Annotated in this window: 20 protein-coding genes; 12 read left to right on the top strand and 8 right to left on the bottom strand. The window is 63.9% G+C overall.

Translation table 11 applies throughout. The features are described 5' to 3' along the window. Positions 1–139 precede the first annotated feature (139 nt). On the bottom strand, positions 140–550 hold the full coding sequence (locus HF916_RS42265; protein ID WP_168794603.1) for a GreA/GreB family elongation factor: 411 nt from the start codon (positions 548–550) through the stop codon (positions 140–142). A gap of 440 nt (positions 551–990) precedes the next feature. Here HF916_RS42265 and HF916_RS42260 point away from each other — a divergent pair, with 440 nt between their 5' ends. From HF916_RS42260 to HF916_RS42240, 5 genes are all read left to right on the top strand, one after another. Continuing rightward, complete coding sequence (locus HF916_RS42260) at positions 991–1836, top strand: DUF1223 domain-containing protein (RefSeq protein ID WP_168794602.1); 846 nt, start codon at positions 991–993, stop codon at positions 1834–1836. Positions 1837–1866: 30 nt separating this feature from the next. Further along, positions 1867–2505, top strand: a complete 639-nt coding sequence (locus HF916_RS42255; protein ID WP_168794601.1) for a cytochrome b/b6 domain-containing protein — start codon at positions 1867–1869, stop codon at positions 2503–2505. 40 nt (positions 2506–2545) lie between these two features. Further along, positions 2546–3337: a molybdopterin-dependent oxidoreductase gene (locus HF916_RS42250; RefSeq protein ID WP_168794600.1), complete on the top strand. Its 792-nt coding sequence runs from the start codon at positions 2546–2548 to the stop codon at positions 3335–3337. A 117-nt stretch (positions 3338–3454) separates the two neighbouring features. Continuing rightward, positions 3455–3700 carry a pentapeptide MXKDX repeat protein gene (locus HF916_RS42245; protein ID WP_168794599.1) on the top strand — a complete coding sequence of 82 codons (246 nt, stop codon included), beginning with the start codon at positions 3455–3457 and terminating at the stop codon, positions 3698–3700. A gap of 366 nt (positions 3701–4066) precedes the next feature. Next, positions 4067–4996: an EamA family transporter gene (locus HF916_RS42240; RefSeq protein WP_168794598.1), complete on the top strand. Its 930-nt coding sequence runs from the start codon at positions 4067–4069 to the stop codon at positions 4994–4996. Between the two features lie 33 nt (positions 4997–5029). Here the strand turns inward: HF916_RS42240 and HF916_RS42235 are convergent, their stop codons facing one another. Next, positions 5030–7096 carry an NADPH-dependent 2,4-dienoyl-CoA reductase gene (locus HF916_RS42235; RefSeq protein ID WP_168794597.1) on the bottom strand — a complete coding sequence of 689 codons (2067 nt, stop codon included), beginning with the start codon at positions 7094–7096 and terminating at the stop codon, positions 5030–5032. Positions 7097–7440: 344 nt separating this feature from the next. On the opposite strand from HF916_RS42235, the gene HF916_RS42230 reads away from it, so the two are divergent. Next, positions 7441–8235, top strand: a complete 795-nt coding sequence (locus tag HF916_RS42230) for a DUF4397 domain-containing protein (RefSeq protein ID WP_168794596.1) — start codon at positions 7441–7443, stop codon at positions 8233–8235. A gap of 289 nt (positions 8236–8524) precedes the next feature. On the opposite strand, the gene HF916_RS42225 is transcribed toward HF916_RS42230, so the two are convergent. Both HF916_RS42225 and HF916_RS42220 read right to left on the bottom strand, forming a co-directional pair. After that, positions 8525–8659 (bottom strand): entericidin A/B family lipoprotein, encoded by a 135-nt coding sequence (locus HF916_RS42225; protein ID WP_007181189.1) that lies wholly within the window; start codon positions 8657–8659, stop codon positions 8525–8527. Positions 8660–8892: 233 nt separating this feature from the next. Beyond that, positions 8893–10362: a sensor histidine kinase gene (locus HF916_RS42220; RefSeq protein ID WP_168794595.1), complete on the bottom strand. Its 1470-nt coding sequence runs from the start codon at positions 10360–10362 to the stop codon at positions 8893–8895. 242 nt (positions 10363–10604) lie between these two features. On the opposite strand from HF916_RS42220, the gene HF916_RS42215 reads away from it, so the two are divergent. From HF916_RS42215 to HF916_RS42195, 5 genes are all read left to right on the top strand, one after another. Next, positions 10605–10781, top strand: coding sequence for a DUF1328 domain-containing protein (locus HF916_RS42215; RefSeq protein WP_132373772.1), 177 nt, complete (start codon positions 10605–10607; stop codon positions 10779–10781). Positions 10782–10890: 109 nt separating this feature from the next. Beyond that, a complete protein-coding gene (locus tag HF916_RS42210; protein WP_006052455.1) occupies positions 10891–11052 on the top strand; it encodes a DUF1328 domain-containing protein in 162 nt (53 codons plus the stop codon). 102 nt (positions 11053–11154) lie between these two features. Further along, entirely contained in the window at positions 11155–11727 is a 573-nt protein-coding gene (locus HF916_RS42205) for a ferritin-like domain-containing protein (protein ID WP_168794594.1), read from the top strand. Positions 11728–12007: 280 nt separating this feature from the next. Beyond that, positions 12008–12640 (top strand): response regulator, encoded by a 633-nt coding sequence (locus HF916_RS42200; protein ID WP_168794593.1) that lies wholly within the window; start codon positions 12008–12010, stop codon positions 12638–12640. A 20-nt stretch (positions 12641–12660) separates the two neighbouring features. Continuing rightward, positions 12661–13089 (top strand): response regulator, encoded by a 429-nt coding sequence (locus tag HF916_RS42195; RefSeq protein ID WP_168794592.1) that lies wholly within the window; start codon positions 12661–12663, stop codon positions 13087–13089. A 26-nt stretch (positions 13090–13115) separates the two neighbouring features. On the opposite strand, the gene HF916_RS42190 is transcribed toward HF916_RS42195, so the two are convergent. Beyond that, positions 13116–14315 carry an MFS transporter gene (locus HF916_RS42190; RefSeq protein WP_168794591.1) on the bottom strand — a complete coding sequence of 400 codons (1200 nt, stop codon included), beginning with the start codon at positions 14313–14315 and terminating at the stop codon, positions 13116–13118. Positions 14316–14525: 210 nt separating this feature from the next. Here HF916_RS42190 and HF916_RS42185 point away from each other — a divergent pair, with 210 nt between their 5' ends. After that, on the top strand, positions 14526–15011 hold the full coding sequence (locus HF916_RS42185) for a DUF2569 domain-containing protein (RefSeq protein ID WP_168794590.1): 486 nt from the start codon (positions 14526–14528) through the stop codon (positions 15009–15011). A 10-nt stretch (positions 15012–15021) separates the two neighbouring features. Here the strand turns inward: HF916_RS42185 and HF916_RS42180 are convergent, their stop codons facing one another. The 3 genes from HF916_RS42180 to HF916_RS42170 are packed head-to-tail and all read right to left on the bottom strand — an operon-like array spanning position 15022 to position 17840. Next, positions 15022–15849 (bottom strand): phosphodiesterase, encoded by an 828-nt coding sequence (locus HF916_RS42180; protein ID WP_168794589.1) that lies wholly within the window; start codon positions 15847–15849, stop codon positions 15022–15024. A 45-nt stretch (positions 15850–15894) separates the two neighbouring features. Continuing rightward, the gene (locus tag HF916_RS42175; protein ID WP_168794588.1) at positions 15895–16941 is read right to left on the bottom strand and encodes an ABC transporter ATP-binding protein; all 1047 of its coding nucleotides are present in this window, start codon (positions 16939–16941) and stop codon (positions 15895–15897) included. Continuing rightward, complete coding sequence (locus tag HF916_RS42170; RefSeq protein WP_168794587.1) at positions 16938–17840, bottom strand: ABC transporter permease; 903 nt, start codon at positions 17838–17840, stop codon at positions 16938–16940. The genes HF916_RS42175 and HF916_RS42170 overlap by 4 nt, the downstream gene beginning before the upstream one ends. Between the last annotated feature and the right edge of the window lie 33 nt (positions 17841–17873).

Genomic DNA, 17873 nt, shown 5'->3' with positions numbered 1-17873 from the left:
CCGGCCGCCCGCTGCTTGGCAACCCATCTTGAGAATTCGGATGACGGAAATAACAGCGGGCCGCCACGCGCTTCTTGTGTATTGACGGGGCGGCCGGAGATGATGCGGCAAAAGTTTTGCGTTGCGCGCGGGGCGTTGCTTACAGGGTGAAATCGTCGGCGGCTTCGGGTTGAAACAGGATCTTTTCCAGCTTCAGCACTTTCTCCGTGCCGCTCGGCGGCGTGAAGCGGATGCGCTCGCCGCGTTTGGCGCCGAGCAAGGCGATGCCGGCGGGCGAGAACACGTTCAGGCGGCCGTGCGCGAAGTCCGCATTGGGCGGATAGACCACGGTCCAGGTCATGTGCTCGCCGCTGGTTTCGTCGACCAGCGTAGCTTGTGAGTTCATCGTCACGACGTTGGCCGGTATCTCGCGCGAATCGACGATCACGGCGCGTTCGAGCACGTCGTCGAGCATGTCCTGCAAACGCGCGTCCGCACCGGGCCTGGCTGCGTGTTTCTCGAGACGGGCGACGTCGAGTTCGGTGAGGTAACAGGTTTTCGTCTTTTTCACGACGGGTACTCCAATTCGATCTGCATTTGAGGGAACAGCGTGCGGATGAGATCGGCCCGGAGCCCGACAACGCGGCTTAGGCAATGGAGCGAGCAGCGTTAGATCGGGCGCCGGGCGGCGTGGAGCGGGAGCGTTCGGGACGGCTCGCCGGTGCGACGCGGCGCGAGTTCCGCGCGCGCGCAACCGGTTGCGCGACTGGGGCGCAAGCGGAAGAAGGCACGGGAATTCGGAAAGCGCATCAAGGTAGCCGGCAGGTAGCGAAAGAGAGTGAAGAGGGCGCGGCCATCCATCTGACAGAATGCGCGCGATCGAAAGCTCAATGTTAGCACGCGAGTCGTGCGTCTCCCGACTCGTCCGCGTCGCAAGAAAAAAGTTGGAAACGGACTGTCATAACCGGCCGTGCGGTTCGACAAACGTGCAGATCCTGATTGGAGTATGTCATGCAAACCGCTGGACCCCGCCGAGACTATCGGCGCTTCACCCGAAGCATCGCGCTCGCCGTCGCGCTGACCATGCTCACGGCCAGCGGCCTCGCGGACGCGGCCAGCGCAGTGTGCAGCGCGCATAGCCCGGCGCATCGCGTGGCGCTGGTCGAGTTGTACAGCAGCGAAGGCTGCAATAGCTGCCCGCCCGCCGACAACTGGCTGAGCCAATGGAAAAACAGCGGCGCGACGCAAAGCATCGTGCCGCTGGCGCTGCACGTGGACTATTGGAACAGCCTCGGCTGGACCGACCGCTTCTCGCAACATCGCTTCACCGAACGTCAGCAAGCGCTCACTGATCTCGCCGGCGGCCACACCATTTACACCCCGGAAATCTTCGTCTCGGGACGCGAGCTGCGTAGCTGGTCGCAACGCGACAGTTTCCAGAGCCGCATCGGCAAAGTCGTTGCCGAGCCGGCGCAAGCGAACGTCACGCTGGAACTCAACGCGCAGCAGGCGTCGGGTGCGTTCAACGTCACGGCGCTTTTCTCCAGCAAGGCAGCGGACACAGCGGGCCAACTGGACGCCTACCTCGCCGTTTATGAAAACTCGCTGAGCTCGCAAGTCGGCGCCGGCGAAAACAGCGGCGTCACGTTGCATCACGAACGTGTCGTGCGGCAATGGATCGGCCCGGTGCCGCTTGTTGCGGGCAACGCGCAGATTCGTCGCGATATCCGCATCCAGGACGCCGCCGCGGATGCCAGCGTCAACGCGCCCGCCGACCGCTTCGGCGTGGTCGCCTTTGTCGAAAACGCGGCGACCGGCGATGTCCTGCAAGTGGCCGAACTGGCCGCGTGTCACTGATCGCCGCGTCTGCGCACACAGGAGAATCTCATGGCAACCCATCATGCACTTCGCGACAGCGCGCCGCCGGCCACACCGGAACGCGGTGCGATCCATCCGCTGTGGGTGCGTCTCACGCATTGGCTCAATGCGCTCGCGGCCATCGTGATGATGCTGTCGGGCTGGCGGATCTACGACGCTTCACCGATCTTTCCGGCGTTCCACTTTCCGCCCGCCATCACGCTCGGCGGCTGGCTCGGCGGCGCGCTGCAATGGCATTTCGCGGCGATGTGGCTGCTGGTGTTTAACGGCCTGCTGTATCTCGCGCTGAACCTCGCGAGCGGGCGCTTCGTGCGCAAATTTTTGCCGGTATCGCCGCGCGCCGTGCTGCACGATTTCGTCGCCGCATTGACCGGCAAGCTCTCGCACGCCGATCTGCGCGTCTACAACGCGGTGCAGAGATTCGCCTACCTGTTTGTCATCTGCGATCTGATCGTGCTGGTGCTCTCGGGTCTCGCGATCTGGAAGTCGGTGCAGTTTCCGCTGCTGCGCGAACTGATGGGCGGCTACGACAACGCGCGCATCGTCCACTTCTGCGCGATGTCGCTGATGGCCGCGTTCATCGCCGTGCATCTGGCGATGGTGGCGCTCGTGCCGCGCTCGCTGCTCGCCATGTTGCGCGGACGCTGAACCATTCATCCGATGAAGCGAACGTTACGGATACCGAATCATGAATAAGCCCGCTCGAAACTCCACTCGTTCTGTCGGCCAGAAGCTCGACCGCGAATCGATTCTGATCGACGCCCGTCGCGAACTCGCGATGCCGTCGCGGCGTCTGTTCGGCAAACGTCTTCTGACGCTCGGCGGCCTGTCGATGCTGACCGGCTGCTCGCTCACCGACGACGACTCGGTGAATAAGTTTCTCACCGCTGTCTCGCGCCTGAACGACCGCGCGCAAGCCGCGCTGTTCGATCCGAAGCAACTTGCGCCGACCTACACCGAAGCGCAGCTCACACGGCCGTTTCCGTTCAACGCGTTCTACGGCATCGACGACGTACCCGAAGTGAACGGCACCGACTATCGGATGAAAATCAGCGGACTCGTGACCGGTCAGCGCGTCTGGACATTGCCCGAACTGTACGCGCTGCCGCACGCCGAGCAGATCACACGGCACATCTGCGTGGAAGGGTGGAGCGCGATCGGCCGTTGGGGCGGCACGCCGTTCAGCGATTTTCTGCGGCGCATCGGCGCGGACACCAGCGCGAAGTACGTCGGCTTCAAATGCGCCGACGACTACTACGAAAGCATCGACATGCCGACCGCGCTGCATCCGCAAACGCTGCTCACGTTCTCGTACGACGGCGAGCGCCTACCTGCGAAATACGGCTTTCCGATGAAGCTGCGCATGCCGACCAAGCTCGGCTACAAGAATCCGAAGCACATCGTCGAGATGTTCGTCACCAACACCTATCCCGGCGGCTATTGGGTCGACCAGGGCTACAACTGGTTCGGAGGCTCCTGACGCGCGCGGGTCGGCGCCACGGAAACGGCGGCGCGACCCCGGGCGGCAGAAGCTTCGGAAATACGCCGGCTGGTGCTCTGGCCGGTTTTGATTCATCCAAAATCAAGGAGTCATCCCATGAAAAAGTTCGCACTCGCAGCACTGGCCGTCGCTCTCCTGACCAGCGGCGGCGCCGCATTCGCCCAGGCGAGCGGCGCCATGTCCAACGATTCGATGTCGAAGGACACCATGTCGAAAGATTCCATGTCCAAGGACAACATGTCGAAGGGCGGCATGAAGAAGGACACGATGAAGCACGACAAGATGAAAAAGGGCGATGCGATGGGCATGAAGCACGAAGCATCGGGCGCGATGGCCAACTGAGCCGTCCTGACTATGCGGCCCGCATAGCGCGAACGTGCCGGTGGCCTGCGCGACAGGAAAGCCGGGGCATGTCCCCGGCTTTCTGTTGCAAGTACGCCAAAAAGTTACGATTCTTTCAAGCGACGCGGTGGGCGCTTACTGCATAATGCGATGCGCGCCGATAATTTGGCGCGTGTTCGCCGTGGCTCGATGTCTCCCGATCGCCGCGGCGTTGTGGCCCCATTGGCCATCTATCGTCCTTCCGTTCCACCGACATGTCCGCCAGCCTCGCCCGTCAGACCGCATCGCCGATGCGGTGTCCGCCATCCCGCCTCAGGGTCTTTAGCGGGGGCGCAGCACCTCGAGCGGCATGGGCGGGTTGAACGCATGTCGCTGCAAGTCCTCAATCGTTTTTCGCGTGGTTTCCCGATCCGTTTGCCGCAATCGCGCAACGGGCAGATCGCGCTCGCGCTCGCCGTCGTCTATCTCGTGTGGGGTTCGACGTATCTCGCCGTGCACGTCGCGCTGGGTTCGTTTCCGCCGTTGCTGCTCTCCGGGCTGCGCAATCTGTTCGCCGGCGTAGGGCTGTTCGTTTTCGCCGCGCGTCGCAATCCGGTCTGGCCAAGCGCCGCCGAGATCCGCAATGCGGGACTCGTCGGCACGATGCTGGTCGGTTTGTCGAGCGGCATGCTCGCTTTCGGGATGCGCACCGTCGGCACCGGCACGGCGGCGGTCATGGTCGCGACCGTGCCGCTGTTCGCGACGGTGATCGCGGCGGTGGCGGGGCGCAAGATCGGCCGCGGCGAGTGGTTCGCGGTCGGGCTCGGTCTGGTCGGCATTGCGATTCTCAGCCACGGCGACAGCGCGCCGGGCTCGGCGGGCGGTAGCCTGGCGATTCTGTGCGGCGCGCTTTTCTGGGCCGGCGGCGCGCATCTGGCGGGGCGCCTGAAGCTGCCCTCGGACCTGTTTCTCTCGACCTCGCTGCAAATCGGCCTCGGCGGCGCGATGTCGACGCTGGTCGCGTGGGTGTCGGGCGAGCGGATGCTCGAAGTGCATTTTCTGCCGGTGCTGGCGTTCGTCTACCTGATGCTGATCGGGACGATGGCCGCCTACGTGGCGTACGGTTTTCTGATCCGGCACACCAGTCCGATCATCGCCAGCAGTTGCATGTATGTGAATCCGGTGGTGGCCGTGGCGCTCGGCGCGCTGCTGCTCGGCGAGCCGGTGACGCACGCCACGGTGATCGCGACTATCGTGATTCTGGCGAGCGTCGGGCTGTCTTTCTGGTTCGATTATCGGAAGAAACAGCTCGCCTGAGTGTGGTCTGAAGCGGGCGACGACCCGCTTGCTTCACAGCGCCGCCGCCACTTCCGCGCCTTCGCGAATTGCGCGTTTCGCATCCAGTTCGGTGGCGACCTTCGCACCGCCAATCACGTGATAGCGCGGACCGTTACTCTGATCCGCGTCGCCCGCCTTTCTCGCCTTCGCGTCCGCCGCCGTCTGCGGATGCAGATCGCGCAGCGATTCCTGCCCTGCGCACACGACGATGGTGTCCACCTCCAGCCACTCCTCGACGCCGTCGCGCGCGATCTGCAAGCCGCGCGCACTGATCTCCCGATACGACACACCGTCGAGCATCTTCACGCCGTTCCTCGCCAGCGTCGCGCGATGCACCCAGCCGGATGTCTTGCCGAGTCCCATGCCGAGCTTGCCGGCCTTGCGTTGCAATAGCCAGATCTGCCGCGGCGGTTGCGCCGGCGCGGGCAGTTTCAGACCGCCGCGTTCCCGCACGGCCAGATCGACACCCCATTCGTCGAGCCACGCATCGCGCGGCACGGGCAGCGGCTCGCCCGCGCGATGCAGCAGAAACTCGCTGACGTCGAAGCCAATGCCGCCCGCGCCGATCACCGCGACGCGCTGGCCGACCGGCGCACCGCGCAGCACGTCGACATAAGAGAGCACGTTCGGCCCGTCGATGCCGGCGATCGACGGCCGCCGCGGCACGATGCCGGTGGCGACGATCACGTCGTCGTAAGCGCCGGCGGCGAGCAGCGCCGGATCGACGCGCGTGTCGAGCCGCACGTCGACGCGATGGCGCTGCAACTGGCTCTGAAAATAGCGGATCGTTTCGCTGAACTCTTCCTTGCCCGGCACGCGCATCGCCAGATTGAACTGACCGCCGATCGCTGCGCTCGCATCGAACAGCGTCACGCGATGCCCACGCGCGGCGGCCACGGTCGCCGCCGACAATCCCGCCGGACCCGCGCCGACGACCGCGACCGAACGCGCGGCCTGCGTTCCGGCGATCGGCCGGTAGATCAGTTCGGTTTCGCGTCCCGAACGCGGATTGACGAGGCACGTGGCGCGCTGGTTCTTGAACGTGTGATCGAGACAGGCCTGATTGCACGCGATACAGGTGTTGATTTCATGCGCGCGTCCCTCGGCGGTCTTCACGACGAACTCGGGATCGGCCAATAGCGGCCGCGCCATGGAAACCAGATCGCCGGCGCCTTGTGCGAGCAGTGCTTCGGCGACGTCGGGCGTATTGATGCGGTTCGACACGATCACCGGCACCTTGACGGCCGCCTTCAATCGCGCGCTCAGCGCAGCGAAGGCCGCGCGCGGCACCGAGGTCACGATGGTCGGCACCCGCGCTTCGTGCCAGCCGATGCCCGTGTTGAACATCGTCACGCCGGCCGCTTCGAGCGCCTGGGCGACCTGCACGGTTTCGTCCCACGTATTGCCGCCTTCCACCAGATCGATCAGCGAGATCCGGTACACGACGATAAAGCGTTCGCCGCACACCGCACGCACCCGCTCGACGATTTCGCGCGCGAGCCGCATCCGGTTCTCGATGCTGCCGCCGTACGCATCCGTGCGATGATTCGTGCGCGGGCAGAGGAACTGGTTGAGCAGATAGCCCTCGCTGCCCATGATCTCGATGCCGTCGTAGCCCGCGCGTTGAGCGAGGCGCGCGCAGCGCGCGTAGTCGCGCACGGTCTTCGCAATGCCGGCGATGCTCAGCGCGCGCGGCTTGAACTTCGAGATCGGCGATTTGATCGCCGACGCGGAGACGACGAACGGTTGATAGCCATAGCGGCCCGCATGGAGGATCTGCAGCGCGATCTTGCCGCCTTCGGCGTGCACGGCCTCGGTCAACTTCCGATGATTGCGTAGATCGAGCACGGAATTCAGCGTGCCGCCGAACGGCAACAGCCAACCCTCGCGATTCGGCGAGATGCCGCCCGTAACGATCAGGCCGACACCGCCCTTGGCGCGCTCGCGGAAATACGCGGCCAGCTTTGGGTAATTCCAGAAGCGGTCCTCCATGCCGGTGTGCATCGAACCCATCACCACGCGGTTGCGCAGGCGAGTGAAGCCGAGGTCGAGTTCAGCGAGTAAGTGTTGGTAAGACATGCGGAGGACCATGTAAGTATTGGGCGCGCACGAACAATACACCGCGCGGCGTGCCATCCCTCCGAGGAAAAATTCTAATCCTCGCAACTCATTGCTCCGTAAGACATTCTTCAGCCGTCACAAGCCAACTCGAGGCCCGCGGCACACGCATTGCTCGAGGCGAGCGTCCATCGACACGGACCGTGCGATGTGCAGCAGGGATAGGCGGGGGCACTCCGTTTCGCAGGGCTGGCCTGAACCGTTCGTATGGCCAACGAACAAGGTGTCAGACGGCCTGTTGTGTGAAGCGGAAGTCCACAAAATCAATGGGCCGCGAGCCCGACAAATCGAACTAGGTGAACATAATGAAACTGATCCGAACCATGGTGGCGATGGCTGCCGTTGCATCCATTCTGAGCGCGTGCGGTGGCGGCTCCGACGACGCGGGTAAGGAACTCGGGCTGACCAATCCGGAGATCCATTTCATCCATGCCATTCCCAGCGGCCCGGCCGTCGACTTTCTCGTGAACGGCACCGCGCCCTCGGGACAGACGAACATCAGCTATAAGGGTGTGACGAACCTCACCAATATCAACACGGGCGCGACCACCGTCGCTTACTCCGCGACCGGCACGACGACGGCGCTCGCGAGCGGCAGCTTTCCCGATGTCGCGAAGGGCCACGAATACACCGTGCTCGCGTTGCCGGGTTTGGCCGCGCCGGACATCGGCCTGATCGACGATCCGTTCGACAAGGGCCTGCTCTCGAATAGCGCGCGTCTGCGCGGCTTCAACGCGTCGGCGAACGCGACCAATCTCGACCTGTATCTGGTCCAGTCCACCGCGACCGACATCACCAACGTTTCGCCGACGATGGCCGGCGTGGCCTTCAAGAACGCGGTGCCCGCCAGCGGCCAGGATTCGATCTACGTGTCGGGCGGCACCTACGTGCTGATTGCGACCGCGGCCGGCAGCAAGACGCCGATCTTCCAGTCGCCGGCCTTCACGCTGTCGAACAATGCCGATTGGCTGGTGACGTCGGTGCCGATCGCCGGTGCGCTGAGCCAGCTCGTGCCGGGTCAGATCCATTTGCTGGTTGCGCAGAACGGCAACACGCAGACACCGAGCGTCGAGTTGACGAATACGTTGAACGGCCAATAAGCGCTAACGAAAGCGCCGGCTGAGCGCATGCAATAGGCGGTAAGTCCTGGGGAGGACGGAGCGGCGATCCACGCGAGTGGATCGCCGTTTTGTTTGCGGCGTCGACCAACACCCGCAACGCCCGCGGCTTCGAGAAAAGTGCGCAACACCCGCGGCCTCGACAAAGGCCCGCGAAGACGAATAAAAACGACCACACAAAAAAACCCGCCACGGTTTCCCGCGGCGGGCTCTCCCTGTCCTTCATGCCGGGCGCTGCAAAGCGCCGGGCGTCTGCTTCGTTATGCGCTGCTTACTTGGCCTGATCGGCCGAGTTCGTGATGGCGTTGCCGCCCTTCGAAATATCCTGCCCAGCCCCCGCCATCGTGTTGCAACCGGCGAGCGCAGCGGTCCCTGCAATGAGAAGCAAAGCGATCAGTCGATTCATGAAAGTTCTCCTTGTCGAGAATGCATTGGTTGACGTGCCCATCTTTACGGCACGCGCCAGCAGAGCTAGCTGTCGTCCGACCGGGGCTAACGCCAGTCGATCCGGTCTGATTGCATGGTAAAAAAAGGGCGGGGGCGGCGCTGTCGGCCGGGCTGCGATTTTCTTGTAGGCGTGCTCCGGTGTTTGCGTCGGCGCACTCCTACATGTCCGCCGCAGCGCTCTGCAAGCCCCTGCTAGACGGGCGTTCGCGAAGGCGTCGCTGGCGGCAGATCGACCGACGGCGTCGCGGTGCTGACGCTCGGCATCTCCACGTGGATGTCGGTGCCGTTCGGCACACCGCGCCGGATATCGAAGCGTCCGCCGTGCGCGGCGACGCGCTGGCGCATGCCCAGCAGCCCGTGAGTGTGCGTGCGCTTCAGATCGGCCGGCATGATGCCGACGCCGTTATCGGCGATATCCAACGCCACCTGGCCGTCGCCGACCTCCAGGGCGATCGATACCTTCGAGGCGCGCGCGTACTTGGCGGCGTTGGTGAGCGACTCCTGCGCGACGCGGAACAGCGCGATTTCGGTTTGCTCGTCGAGCTTGATGTCGTCGGCGGGCAGGTGCAGGTCGAGCGTCCAGTTGTTGCGCTGCGCGGCTTCGTCGGCGAGCGTGCGCAAGGCGGTGACGAGCCCGAAGTTCGCCAGCACCGTAGGCCGCATATCTTCGATGATGCGGCGCTTCAGCGCGATGCCCTGGTCAAGATTGGCGAGCGCGCGTTTGAGTTTCTCGGAAATGTCCGGCTCGCTGTCCTTCAACTTGCGATTGGCCCACGCCACGTCCATTTTGCTCGCCGTCAAAATCGCGCCGAGTTCGTCGTGCAGTTCGCGCGCGAGCTGGGTCTTCTCGTTTTCGCTGACTGCTTGCAAATGCCAGCCCAGTGCTTCGAGCTGACGGGTGCGTTCGTTGACGAGCTGGTCGAGGCCTTCCTGTTGTGTGATCAATTGACGCTGCACGCGTGCCTGACGATCGATCTGAATGCCGAGATTGCGAAATAGCAGAATGAACAGCACGATGTTCAGCGCCGAGAGACCCGCTGCGCACAGCGTGGAGATGCGCTGATCGCCGCGGCTCGCGGCTAGCGCGTGTTGCGCGCGGCGCTCCTCGTTGTCGCGCAGCAGCGAGAGCGTGCTGTCCACCAGCGACGCGTCGGCGGGATTGGCCTCGCTCGCGCCGCCGCAAGCGGACAGATCGAGCGGATGCGGCGCCGCGCGTTGCAACGCGAACGCGCCCGCGCCGATCCGCGCCTCGACAAGCGCAAGAATCTGCGTGAAGCTGGCGAGCTCGGCGCTGTCCGCTTTGCCGCCACGGTAGAAGCGGTCCAACTGCTGTTCGCTCTGGCGGATGCGCACCGCGGTCGCGCAGAAGTCGTGCGCGACGGTGTCCTGCTTCGTCAGAAGAAAATCGCTTTGCTGGGCGCTCAGGCGCGACAACTGGCTCGCCAGCGTGCTCAGTTGCACGGTGACGTCGCGCGCTTCGAGCGCGGTCTCGTATTCGGCGGCAATGCGCTGGCGCGCGGTCTCGAGTATCACAAGGCCGCCCACGGTAATGACGATTGCCACCGTCATGGCGATCGCCCAACTGCGGTTGCGCATCCAGTCGCTCAGCCGGGCGGCGGCTCCAAGGTTGCCCGCGTCCGGCACGTTCTGCACATTTGGCACATTCGGCTCCTCTGATGGGGCATCAGTGTAACGTCCGCCGGGTTCGGCGACGGTGCCGCTATCGTGCGGCCGTCGCGGCGCTGCGCGCCGGCCTGGCGAGGCGACCACGCTCACCGTAACGCTGCCGTAATCCAATGTAAGCGGATTCTCACACGAAAACCGGCGTGCGTCGGAATGCGCCGCGCGTGGCTGATCGATAGGATGGACCTGATCGTTCAATCAATGTTTCGGAGGAAGCCATCATGCTGAAATGGGCATTGTTCTTCGCCGTCATCGCGGTGATCGCCGGTCTGCTGGGCTTTACCGGTGTCGCGGCAGGTGCGGCGGCGATCGCGAAGTTCCTGTTCATCGTGTTTGTGATTCTGTGCGTGGTGTTCCTCGTGCTGGGCTTCGTGGTGACGAAAAAGATCGTCGATTAGCGCTGCTCACTGAGGAAGTCGCGGGCCGTATGTTTGAAGGTGCGAGAGCGGTTCGCCAGTCAATGTTGTGCGCCCATGCCACTCAGATACAACAAGAAGGAGAGTCGCCATGCTTCACTATGCCATTGTCTTTTTCGTGATTGCGATCATCGCCGCCGTGTTCGGCTTTACCGGCATTGCGGCGGGTGCGGCCGAAATTGCCAAGATCCTGTTCTACATTTTCCTCGTCGTATTCGTGGTCACGCTGTTGCTCGGCGTCTTCCGAACGTAGACGGGTGGTCATTCGCGGCCATCATTCCTTGTGCCGGCGCATCAGGCGCGATTCGTGCGTGATGCGCAGTTCCCCCCAAATACCGGATAAAGGAGAAATTCAATGTCGAAGTCAACTACCGCCCAGGGCGCGGCATCTCAATCCAGCGATCCGTTCGTGATAGACCTTAAAAAGATCCGCGAAGACGCGCGCAAGCACATGTCGGATGGTCCGGTCACGCAAACCTATGGCGCGGATCGCGAGACGGTGCTGAAACTGTGCAACGACGCACTGGCCACTGAAATCGTTTGTGTGCTGCGCTACAAGCGGCATCATTTCATGGCCAAGGGCATCAACTCCGAAGCCGTGGCGGCCGAGTTCGCGGAACACGCTGCAGAGGAGCAGGAACACGCCGACAGCATCGCCGAACGGATCGTGCAACTCGGCGGCGAGCCGGATTTCGCGCCGGACGGATTGAAGACGCGCTCGCATTCGGAATACAAGGAAGGCGCGAACCTCACGGACATGATCAAGGAGAACCTGATCGCCGAGCGTATTGCGATCGACACGTACCGCGAGATCATTCGTTATCTGGGCGATAAGGACGTGACGACGCGTCGTATGTTCGAAGATATTCTCGCGGTCGAAGAGGAGCATGCCGACGACATGGCGGATTTGCTCGAAGGCCGCGAGTAGACGACAGCGCGCGACAGCGCGCGGCGGCGCGAAAAACGTAGAACGTAGACGCGAACAGCGCATTAAAGAAACGTAACACGACGGCGAGCGGCAGCTCTGTACATCGCGGCCCGCTCAGCCGGTTCAGGCAGCGTGGCGGACGGCGCAGCGGGCGCGGGTGGGCTGGAAGCTTTCCCGCGCCGGCATGCGCCGCCTGGTTTTCCAAATCCGGCAGAAGCCATGCCGGAGATCATTACAATGTCTGCTTTGGAGCGATTCCATTGCACGGACACCCAAACCGATGATTCGAGTGCTGATAGCTGACGACCATGCGATCGTCCGAGGTGGCTTCAAACAGTTCGTCGCTGACGAGCCGGATATGTGCGTCGCGGCCGAAGCGGCCACCGGCGACGAAACCATCAGCCTCGTGCGCGAACAGGCCTTCGACGTGGTGCTGCTCGACATCGCGATGCCGGACAAGAACGGCATCGACACCTTGCGCGTGATCAAGCAGGTGCGCCCCGAACAGGGTGTGCTGATTCTGTCGGGCTACCCGGAGAGCCAGTACGCGATCAATCTGCTGCGCGCGGGCGCGAACGGTTATCTGAACAAGGACTGCGAGCCCGAGGAGATGGTGCGGGCGATTCGCGCGGTGGCGCGCGGGCATCGCTATCTGTCCGAGGCGGTCGCCGATACGCTCGCCGACAATCTCGACAAGCCGGCGGCAGGGCGTCCGCACGAAGCGCTCTCCGAGCGCGAGTTCCAGATTTTCTGCAAGCTCGCGGCGGGGCAGATTCCCACTGACATCGCGGAGGAATTGCATCTGTCCGTGAAGACCGTGAGTACTTACCGGGCGCGCGTGCTGGAGAAAATGCGGTTGGCGAACAATGCCGATCTGACTTATTACGCGATCAAGAACGGCTTGATCGAATAATGGACGATCGAGATATTCCGATGAACAGCGAATCGAACCCTGTTGCCGACTCAGCCCTCCGCGCGCCGTTGCGTGTGTTGCTGATCGAGGATTCGCCGCTGATCCGCAGAAGCCTCGTGGAGACGATCGACGCTTCCGGTCTGCTGAAGGTGGCCGCGTACGCGGATTCCGCGGATCAGGCCATCGCCCTGTTGAGCGACGAGTCCTTCGACGCGGTGATCGTCGACCTGCAGTTGAAGCAGGGTTCGGGCGTGCCGGTCCTCGCCTACTTGCAGCGTGAAGGATTGATCGACAGGGTGTTCGCCGCGGTGCTGACCAATCACGCGTTGCCCGCCTACCGGGAGCGCTGCGAGCAATATGGCGTGCGGCACTTTTACGACAAGTCGTTCGAATTCGACCGTGTGATCGACGCGCTGCACGAATACGCGTATGCGCGAAGCAGCAAATAAGCGCTCCGCGCCGTGCGGATAACGGGCTAGCTCTTCACGCGTGCGGCAAGCGCCAGATGATTCCACGCCGCCAGCCCCGCGAACACGATCCCGGCAACGCTCACACCAATCCACCCAAACGCCGGCCAGACTACGGCGCCGACACCGGAGCCGAGTGCTCCGCCGATGAAATACGCCACCATGTACACCGTATTCACGCGGCTGCGCGCGTCCGGCTTGAGTGCGTAGATGCGCGACTGATTGGAAATCTGCGCGGCCTGCACGCCGATATCCAGGATGATCACGCCGACCACGAGTCCCGCGATACTCTTCGCCGATACACCGAATACGACGAACGAAATCGCCACCAGCACGATCGACACGGTGATGATCGCGCGCGGTCCGCGTCGATCGGAAAACTTGCCGGCGAGCGGCGCCGCCATCGCGCCTGCCGCGCCGACGATACCGAATAGCCCGGCCGCCTGCGGCCCGAGATGAAACGGCGCGCCGGCCAGCAGCAAGGCCAGCACCGACCAGAAAATACTGAATGCCGCGAACATGGCCGCGCCGGTGAGCGACGCTTCGCGCAACTCGCGATGCTCGACGATCAGATGCCACATCGAGACCAGCAGCTTGCCGTAGGGCAGCGTGGAAGTCGGCTGGCTCTTCGGCAGACGCAGCATGATGACGACCGCGAGCACCAGCAACGCGACCACGGACGCGCCGAAGACCGCGCGCCAGCCGAAATATTCGGCGATCAGGCCTGACGCCGTCCGCGCCAGCAGAATCCCCAGCAGCAAACCGCTCATCACCATGCCGACCGCGTGGCCGCGTTCGGACGGCGGCGCGATTTCCGCCGCGAACGGCACCGCTTGCTGCGCGATGGTGGCGAGCACGCCGATCGCCAGACTCGCGACGATCAGCACGGTCAGCGTCGGCGCTGCGGCGGCCACGACCAGCGCGACGCAAATGGCGGCGATCTGCAACAGGATCAGACGGCGCCGGTCGAAACGGTCGCCGAGCGGCGCAAGCAGCAGCATGCCGGCCGCGTAGCCGAGTTGCGTGACAGCCGGCACCGCGCCGACCCACGACGCGCTGCGCGGAAACGATTGGCGGAAGTCGTCGAGCAGCGGCTGGTTGTAATAGATGTTCGCAACCGAGACACCGGCAATGGTGGCGAGCAGAAACAGCAGGCCGCGCAACGACCGGTCGGCGGAAGCGGGAGTGGACGCGTTGGAAGTGGACATGAGAGGGGCAGTCGACGGACCGGCCCATGCACGGTCCTCAAGCGTGCCGATCATACCGGAGCACGGCGGATCGTGCTGACGGCCGCGAGGCGGAGCAGCACGTTTGCACACCGGCCTGACGACGCCTTGCCAACAAAATGAGATGGGCATTCGGCTTTCGTTCGTAGAATCGGCGCGCGTTATCCGACCGACGATTACTAGAACGACTCCATGACCTCGATCACGAAACACGAACCTCGACGTATAGGCGGCTCGCTGCTCGCCGCCCTGATCGCGCTCGCCGCGTGGGCCTGTTCAACCGCGATCGCGATGCGCGATCCGCTCAAGCTGATGCTCGAATGGGAAGTGCTGGACGTATTCGCGCGGCCCGAAACACATGGCTGGTATCGCGCCGTGATCGTGATGGTGGGCTGCGACGTGCTGACGGGCGTGTTCATCGTCGCGGGCATGGGCTGGCTGGCGCTGCTTGCATGGCGCAAGTCGCCGCGTTTTACCGCGCACGTTCAGGCGTGGCTGCTGGCGATTGTCGTGATGCGCACCGGCGCGTATCTGCTCGGCGATGACATGACACACGCGATCGGCATCGACATCGCCATTCCATTCGACGGCTTCATTCAGGCTGTCGTGGCGGCCGCGCTCGGGATTCCGTATTTCAGGCTTTCCCGGCGCGTTCGCGAGACTTTCATCGACGCCTGAGCCGCACGCGTCAATCGATCAGATCGCCCTCAGGCTCGTAAAACGGATACGGGCCGTCGGCTTGTTCCACGTACGCATGATGCGTGACGATGCCGGTCGCCGGATCGTAGTGATGCAGCGCATACGCGGGCGGTTCCATCATGAACGCGGACGGCGCATCCTCGCGCAGATCGAGCGCGACCTGATGCGCGGGCGCCGGCACCGCGGAGGCGATCGTGCCGCCGAAACGCACGAACATGGGCCGATGCACATGCCCGCAGATCACCCGCTCCACGTTCGGATAACGCGCGATCAACGCGGCGAGTTTGTCGCCGGCGGCGGGATCGAGCCGCAATTCGTCCATATGCCCGATGCCGCACACGAACGGCGGATGATGCAACGCGACCACGGTCGGTCTGCCCTGGGCCGCATCGAGTTGCGTGGCGAGCCACGCGAGCCGCGCATCGCACAGATTGCCGGCGCTTTGCCCCGGCACCATCGAATCGAGCGCGATGATCCGCAGCGGTCCGACATCGACGGCGTATTGCACGAACTCGCCGCCGCTTTGCAATTCCTTGCGATCGGGAAACGCGGCGCGCAACGCAGCGCGTTCGTCGTGATTGCCGACCAGCATGAAGTAGGGAATGTCGAGCGGCGCGAGCAGTGTCTTGAGGTGCTCGTACTGTTCCGGATCACCTTGATCGACGAGGTCGCCCGTCATGATCACCGCGTCGGGGCGCGGATCGAGCGCATTGAGAGCGGCGACGCAGCGTGCGAGATAGGCGCCGGTGTCGACGCGGCGATAAGCGAGCGCGCCGGGCCGTTTGATATGCAGGTCGCTAATTTGAGCCAGCAGCATGGGGATGTCCTTGTTATAGCGCGCCAGAATAACAGCGCCGCTTCATTACGATAACGCAATCAGCGCATCCTGCGCGATGGAAATGCCGACCGGCGTGCCGCGCGCCAATTCCACGCGGCCGGCTACGTCGATCAGCAACGCGTCCGGCGCGGCACCGCCGACCGTCAGACGCGTGCGCTCGCCGAGAAACGCGGTGCTTTCGATATGTCCACGCAATTGCGCGTGAGCCGGATCGGCCAGATAAGCGTCTTCCGGGCGGAAGAAAATCTCGTGCGCCGAGTTCGCGTGCGCCGAACCCGCAGGCAGCGGCACGGCGCCGCCGATGGTCGTCAGCATGCCGTCGCGCCGCTCGCCCGCAAGCCGGTTGATCGTGCCGACGAACTGCGCGACCGTCCGGTTGGCGGGACGGTAGTAGATCTCGCGCGGCGAGCCGATCTGTTCGATGCGCCCCGCGCTCATCACGACGATGCGGTCGCCCAGTTCCATCGCTTCGGCCTGATCGTGCGTGACGTAGACGGTCGTGATGCCCAACTCGCGCAGCAGCGTGTTCATCTCGCTGCGCAAGGTGTCGCGCAAACGGGCGTCGAGGGCGGTCAACGGTTCGTCGAGCAGCAGCACGCGCGGCTGCACGGCGAGGGCGCGAGCGAGCGCCACACGCTGACGCTGGCCGCCGGAGAGCTGATCGATCGGTTTGTCGGCGTGCGCGGCGAGACGCATCATGCCGAGCAGTTCGTCGACGCGTTGCCGTGCCGTCTCAGCGGGCACGCGTTTGATTTTCAACCCGTAGCCGATGTTGCCGCGCACCGTCAGATTTGGAAACAGCGCGTAGCTCTGGAACACCATGCCGACCTGGCGCTTTTCGATCGGCAGGGCGGTGACGTCGTCGTCGCCGAACGCGATGCGGCCGCCGGCGTCCGGCGTTTCGAGACCCGCGATCATGCGCAGCGTGGTGGTCTTGCCGCAGCCGGACGGTCCGAGCAGCACGAGCGTTTCGCCGGCGTCGATGTGCAGGTCGAGCGGTTCGAGCACGCGCGTGCCGCGAAACGTTTTCGCGCATTGCGTCAGCGTGATGGGAACGGAAGCGAGTTTCATGGCTTGATAGACTTCGAAGAAGATACCGCGACGCGTTTCTTCGCCGCGCTGCGCTGACCGGTCGCATCGACGCCGAGCCATTGCATGGCGACGAGCAGAGGCATCGTCATGATGAAAAACAGAATCGTGTAGGCGCTGCCGATCTCGATGCGCAACGACGCGTAGGTGTCGGCGAGACCCACCGGCAGCGTCTTGGTATCGGGCGTGTGCAGCATCCACGTCAGGTTGAATTCGCCGATCGAAAGCGTCAGCACTGCCAGCGCACCGGCCACGATACCGGGCCGCGCATTCGGCAGCACGATCGTCACGAAGCGCTGCAGGAAGCTCGCGCCGAGACTCGCCGCGCCTTCTTCGAGCGTGCGCAGATCGCTGCTCGCGCACACCGCGGCGACCGCGCGCACCATGAAGGGCAGCGTGAACACCACATGCCCGACCACGATAAACGCCACGCTCATGCGGAACATCGTGAAGCCGCCGTACACCACCAACAGCGCGAGCGCGGAGGCGAGACCGGGCAGCGCGATCGGCAGCACCAGAAACTCTTCGATGATGCGCGAGAGCCGCGTCTTGCTGCGCGCGAGCACGTAACCCGCGGGCACGCCGGTCAGCAGCGTGATGAGCAAGGTCGCCGCCGCCACTTCGAGCGACAGAAACACCGAGCTGTGATACTGCGTCCACACTTCGCCGAGCCAGCGCAGTGTGAGTCCGCTCGACACGCCCTTGAAGTAGTTGACCGTCAGGCCCGCCATGATCGACATGACGACCGGCACGATCAGGAACGCGCACAGCAGCAGCGTGACGAGCCATTGGCCGGTTGCGAGCCACGTTCTTGCGTCCGGCCAGCGAAGCCGCGAGCGCGGCCTGGTTGCCGGCTGTCGGGATGCAATGATGGTATTCATCGAGGTAAGGTCCTCCGGTTCAGAAGCGCCGGG

The organism is Paraburkholderia aromaticivorans (genome assembly GCF_012689525.1).
In the GTDB taxonomy this organism is placed as follows: domain Bacteria; phylum Pseudomonadota; class Gammaproteobacteria; order Burkholderiales; family Burkholderiaceae; genus Paraburkholderia; species Paraburkholderia aromaticivorans_A.
This window is presented reverse-complemented; position numbering and strand designations above follow the sequence as displayed.

Coding starts and splice junctions, on each gene's coding strand:
- HF916_RS42260 (WP_168794602.1), top strand. CDS start 991: ATGCAAACCGCTGGACCCCGCCGAGACTATCGGCGCTTCACCCGAAGC.
- HF916_RS42255 (WP_168794601.1), top strand. CDS start 1,867: ATGGCAACCCATCATGCACTTCGCGACAGCGCGCCGCCGGCCACACCG.
- HF916_RS42250 (WP_168794600.1), top strand. CDS start 2,546: ATGAATAAGCCCGCTCGAAACTCCACTCGTTCTGTCGGCCAGAAGCTC.
- HF916_RS42245 (WP_168794599.1), top strand. CDS start 3,455: ATGAAAAAGTTCGCACTCGCAGCACTGGCCGTCGCTCTCCTGACCAGC.
- HF916_RS42240 (WP_168794598.1), top strand. CDS start 4,067: ATGTCGCTGCAAGTCCTCAATCGTTTTTCGCGTGGTTTCCCGATCCGT.
- HF916_RS42235 (WP_168794597.1), bottom strand. CDS start 7,096: ATGTCTTACCAACACTTACTCGCTGAACTCGACCTCGGCTTCACTCGC.
- HF916_RS42230 (WP_168794596.1), top strand. CDS start 7,441: ATGAAACTGATCCGAACCATGGTGGCGATGGCTGCCGTTGCATCCATT.
- HF916_RS42225 (WP_007181189.1), bottom strand. CDS start 8,659: ATGAATCGACTGATCGCTTTGCTTCTCATTGCAGGGACCGCTGCGCTC.
- HF916_RS42215 (WP_132373772.1), top strand. CDS start 10,605: ATGCTGAAATGGGCATTGTTCTTCGCCGTCATCGCGGTGATCGCCGGT.
- HF916_RS42210 (WP_006052455.1), top strand. CDS start 10,891: ATGCTTCACTATGCCATTGTCTTTTTCGTGATTGCGATCATCGCCGCC.
- HF916_RS42205 (WP_168794594.1), top strand. CDS start 11,155: ATGTCGAAGTCAACTACCGCCCAGGGCGCGGCATCTCAATCCAGCGAT.
- HF916_RS42200 (WP_168794593.1), top strand. CDS start 12,008: ATGATTCGAGTGCTGATAGCTGACGACCATGCGATCGTCCGAGGTGGC.
- HF916_RS42195 (WP_168794592.1), top strand. CDS start 12,661: ATGAACAGCGAATCGAACCCTGTTGCCGACTCAGCCCTCCGCGCGCCG.
- HF916_RS42190 (WP_168794591.1), bottom strand. CDS start 14,315: ATGTCCACTTCCAACGCGTCCACTCCCGCTTCCGCCGACCGGTCGTTG.
- HF916_RS42185 (WP_168794590.1), top strand. CDS start 14,526: ATGACCTCGATCACGAAACACGAACCTCGACGTATAGGCGGCTCGCTG.
- HF916_RS42180 (WP_168794589.1), bottom strand. CDS start 15,849: ATGCTGCTGGCTCAAATTAGCGACCTGCATATCAAACGGCCCGGCGCG.
- HF916_RS42175 (WP_168794588.1), bottom strand. CDS start 16,941: ATGAAACTCGCTTCCGTTCCCATCACGCTGACGCAATGCGCGAAAACG.
- HF916_RS42170 (WP_168794587.1), bottom strand. CDS start 17,840: ATGAATACCATCATTGCATCCCGACAGCCGGCAACCAGGCCGCGCTCG.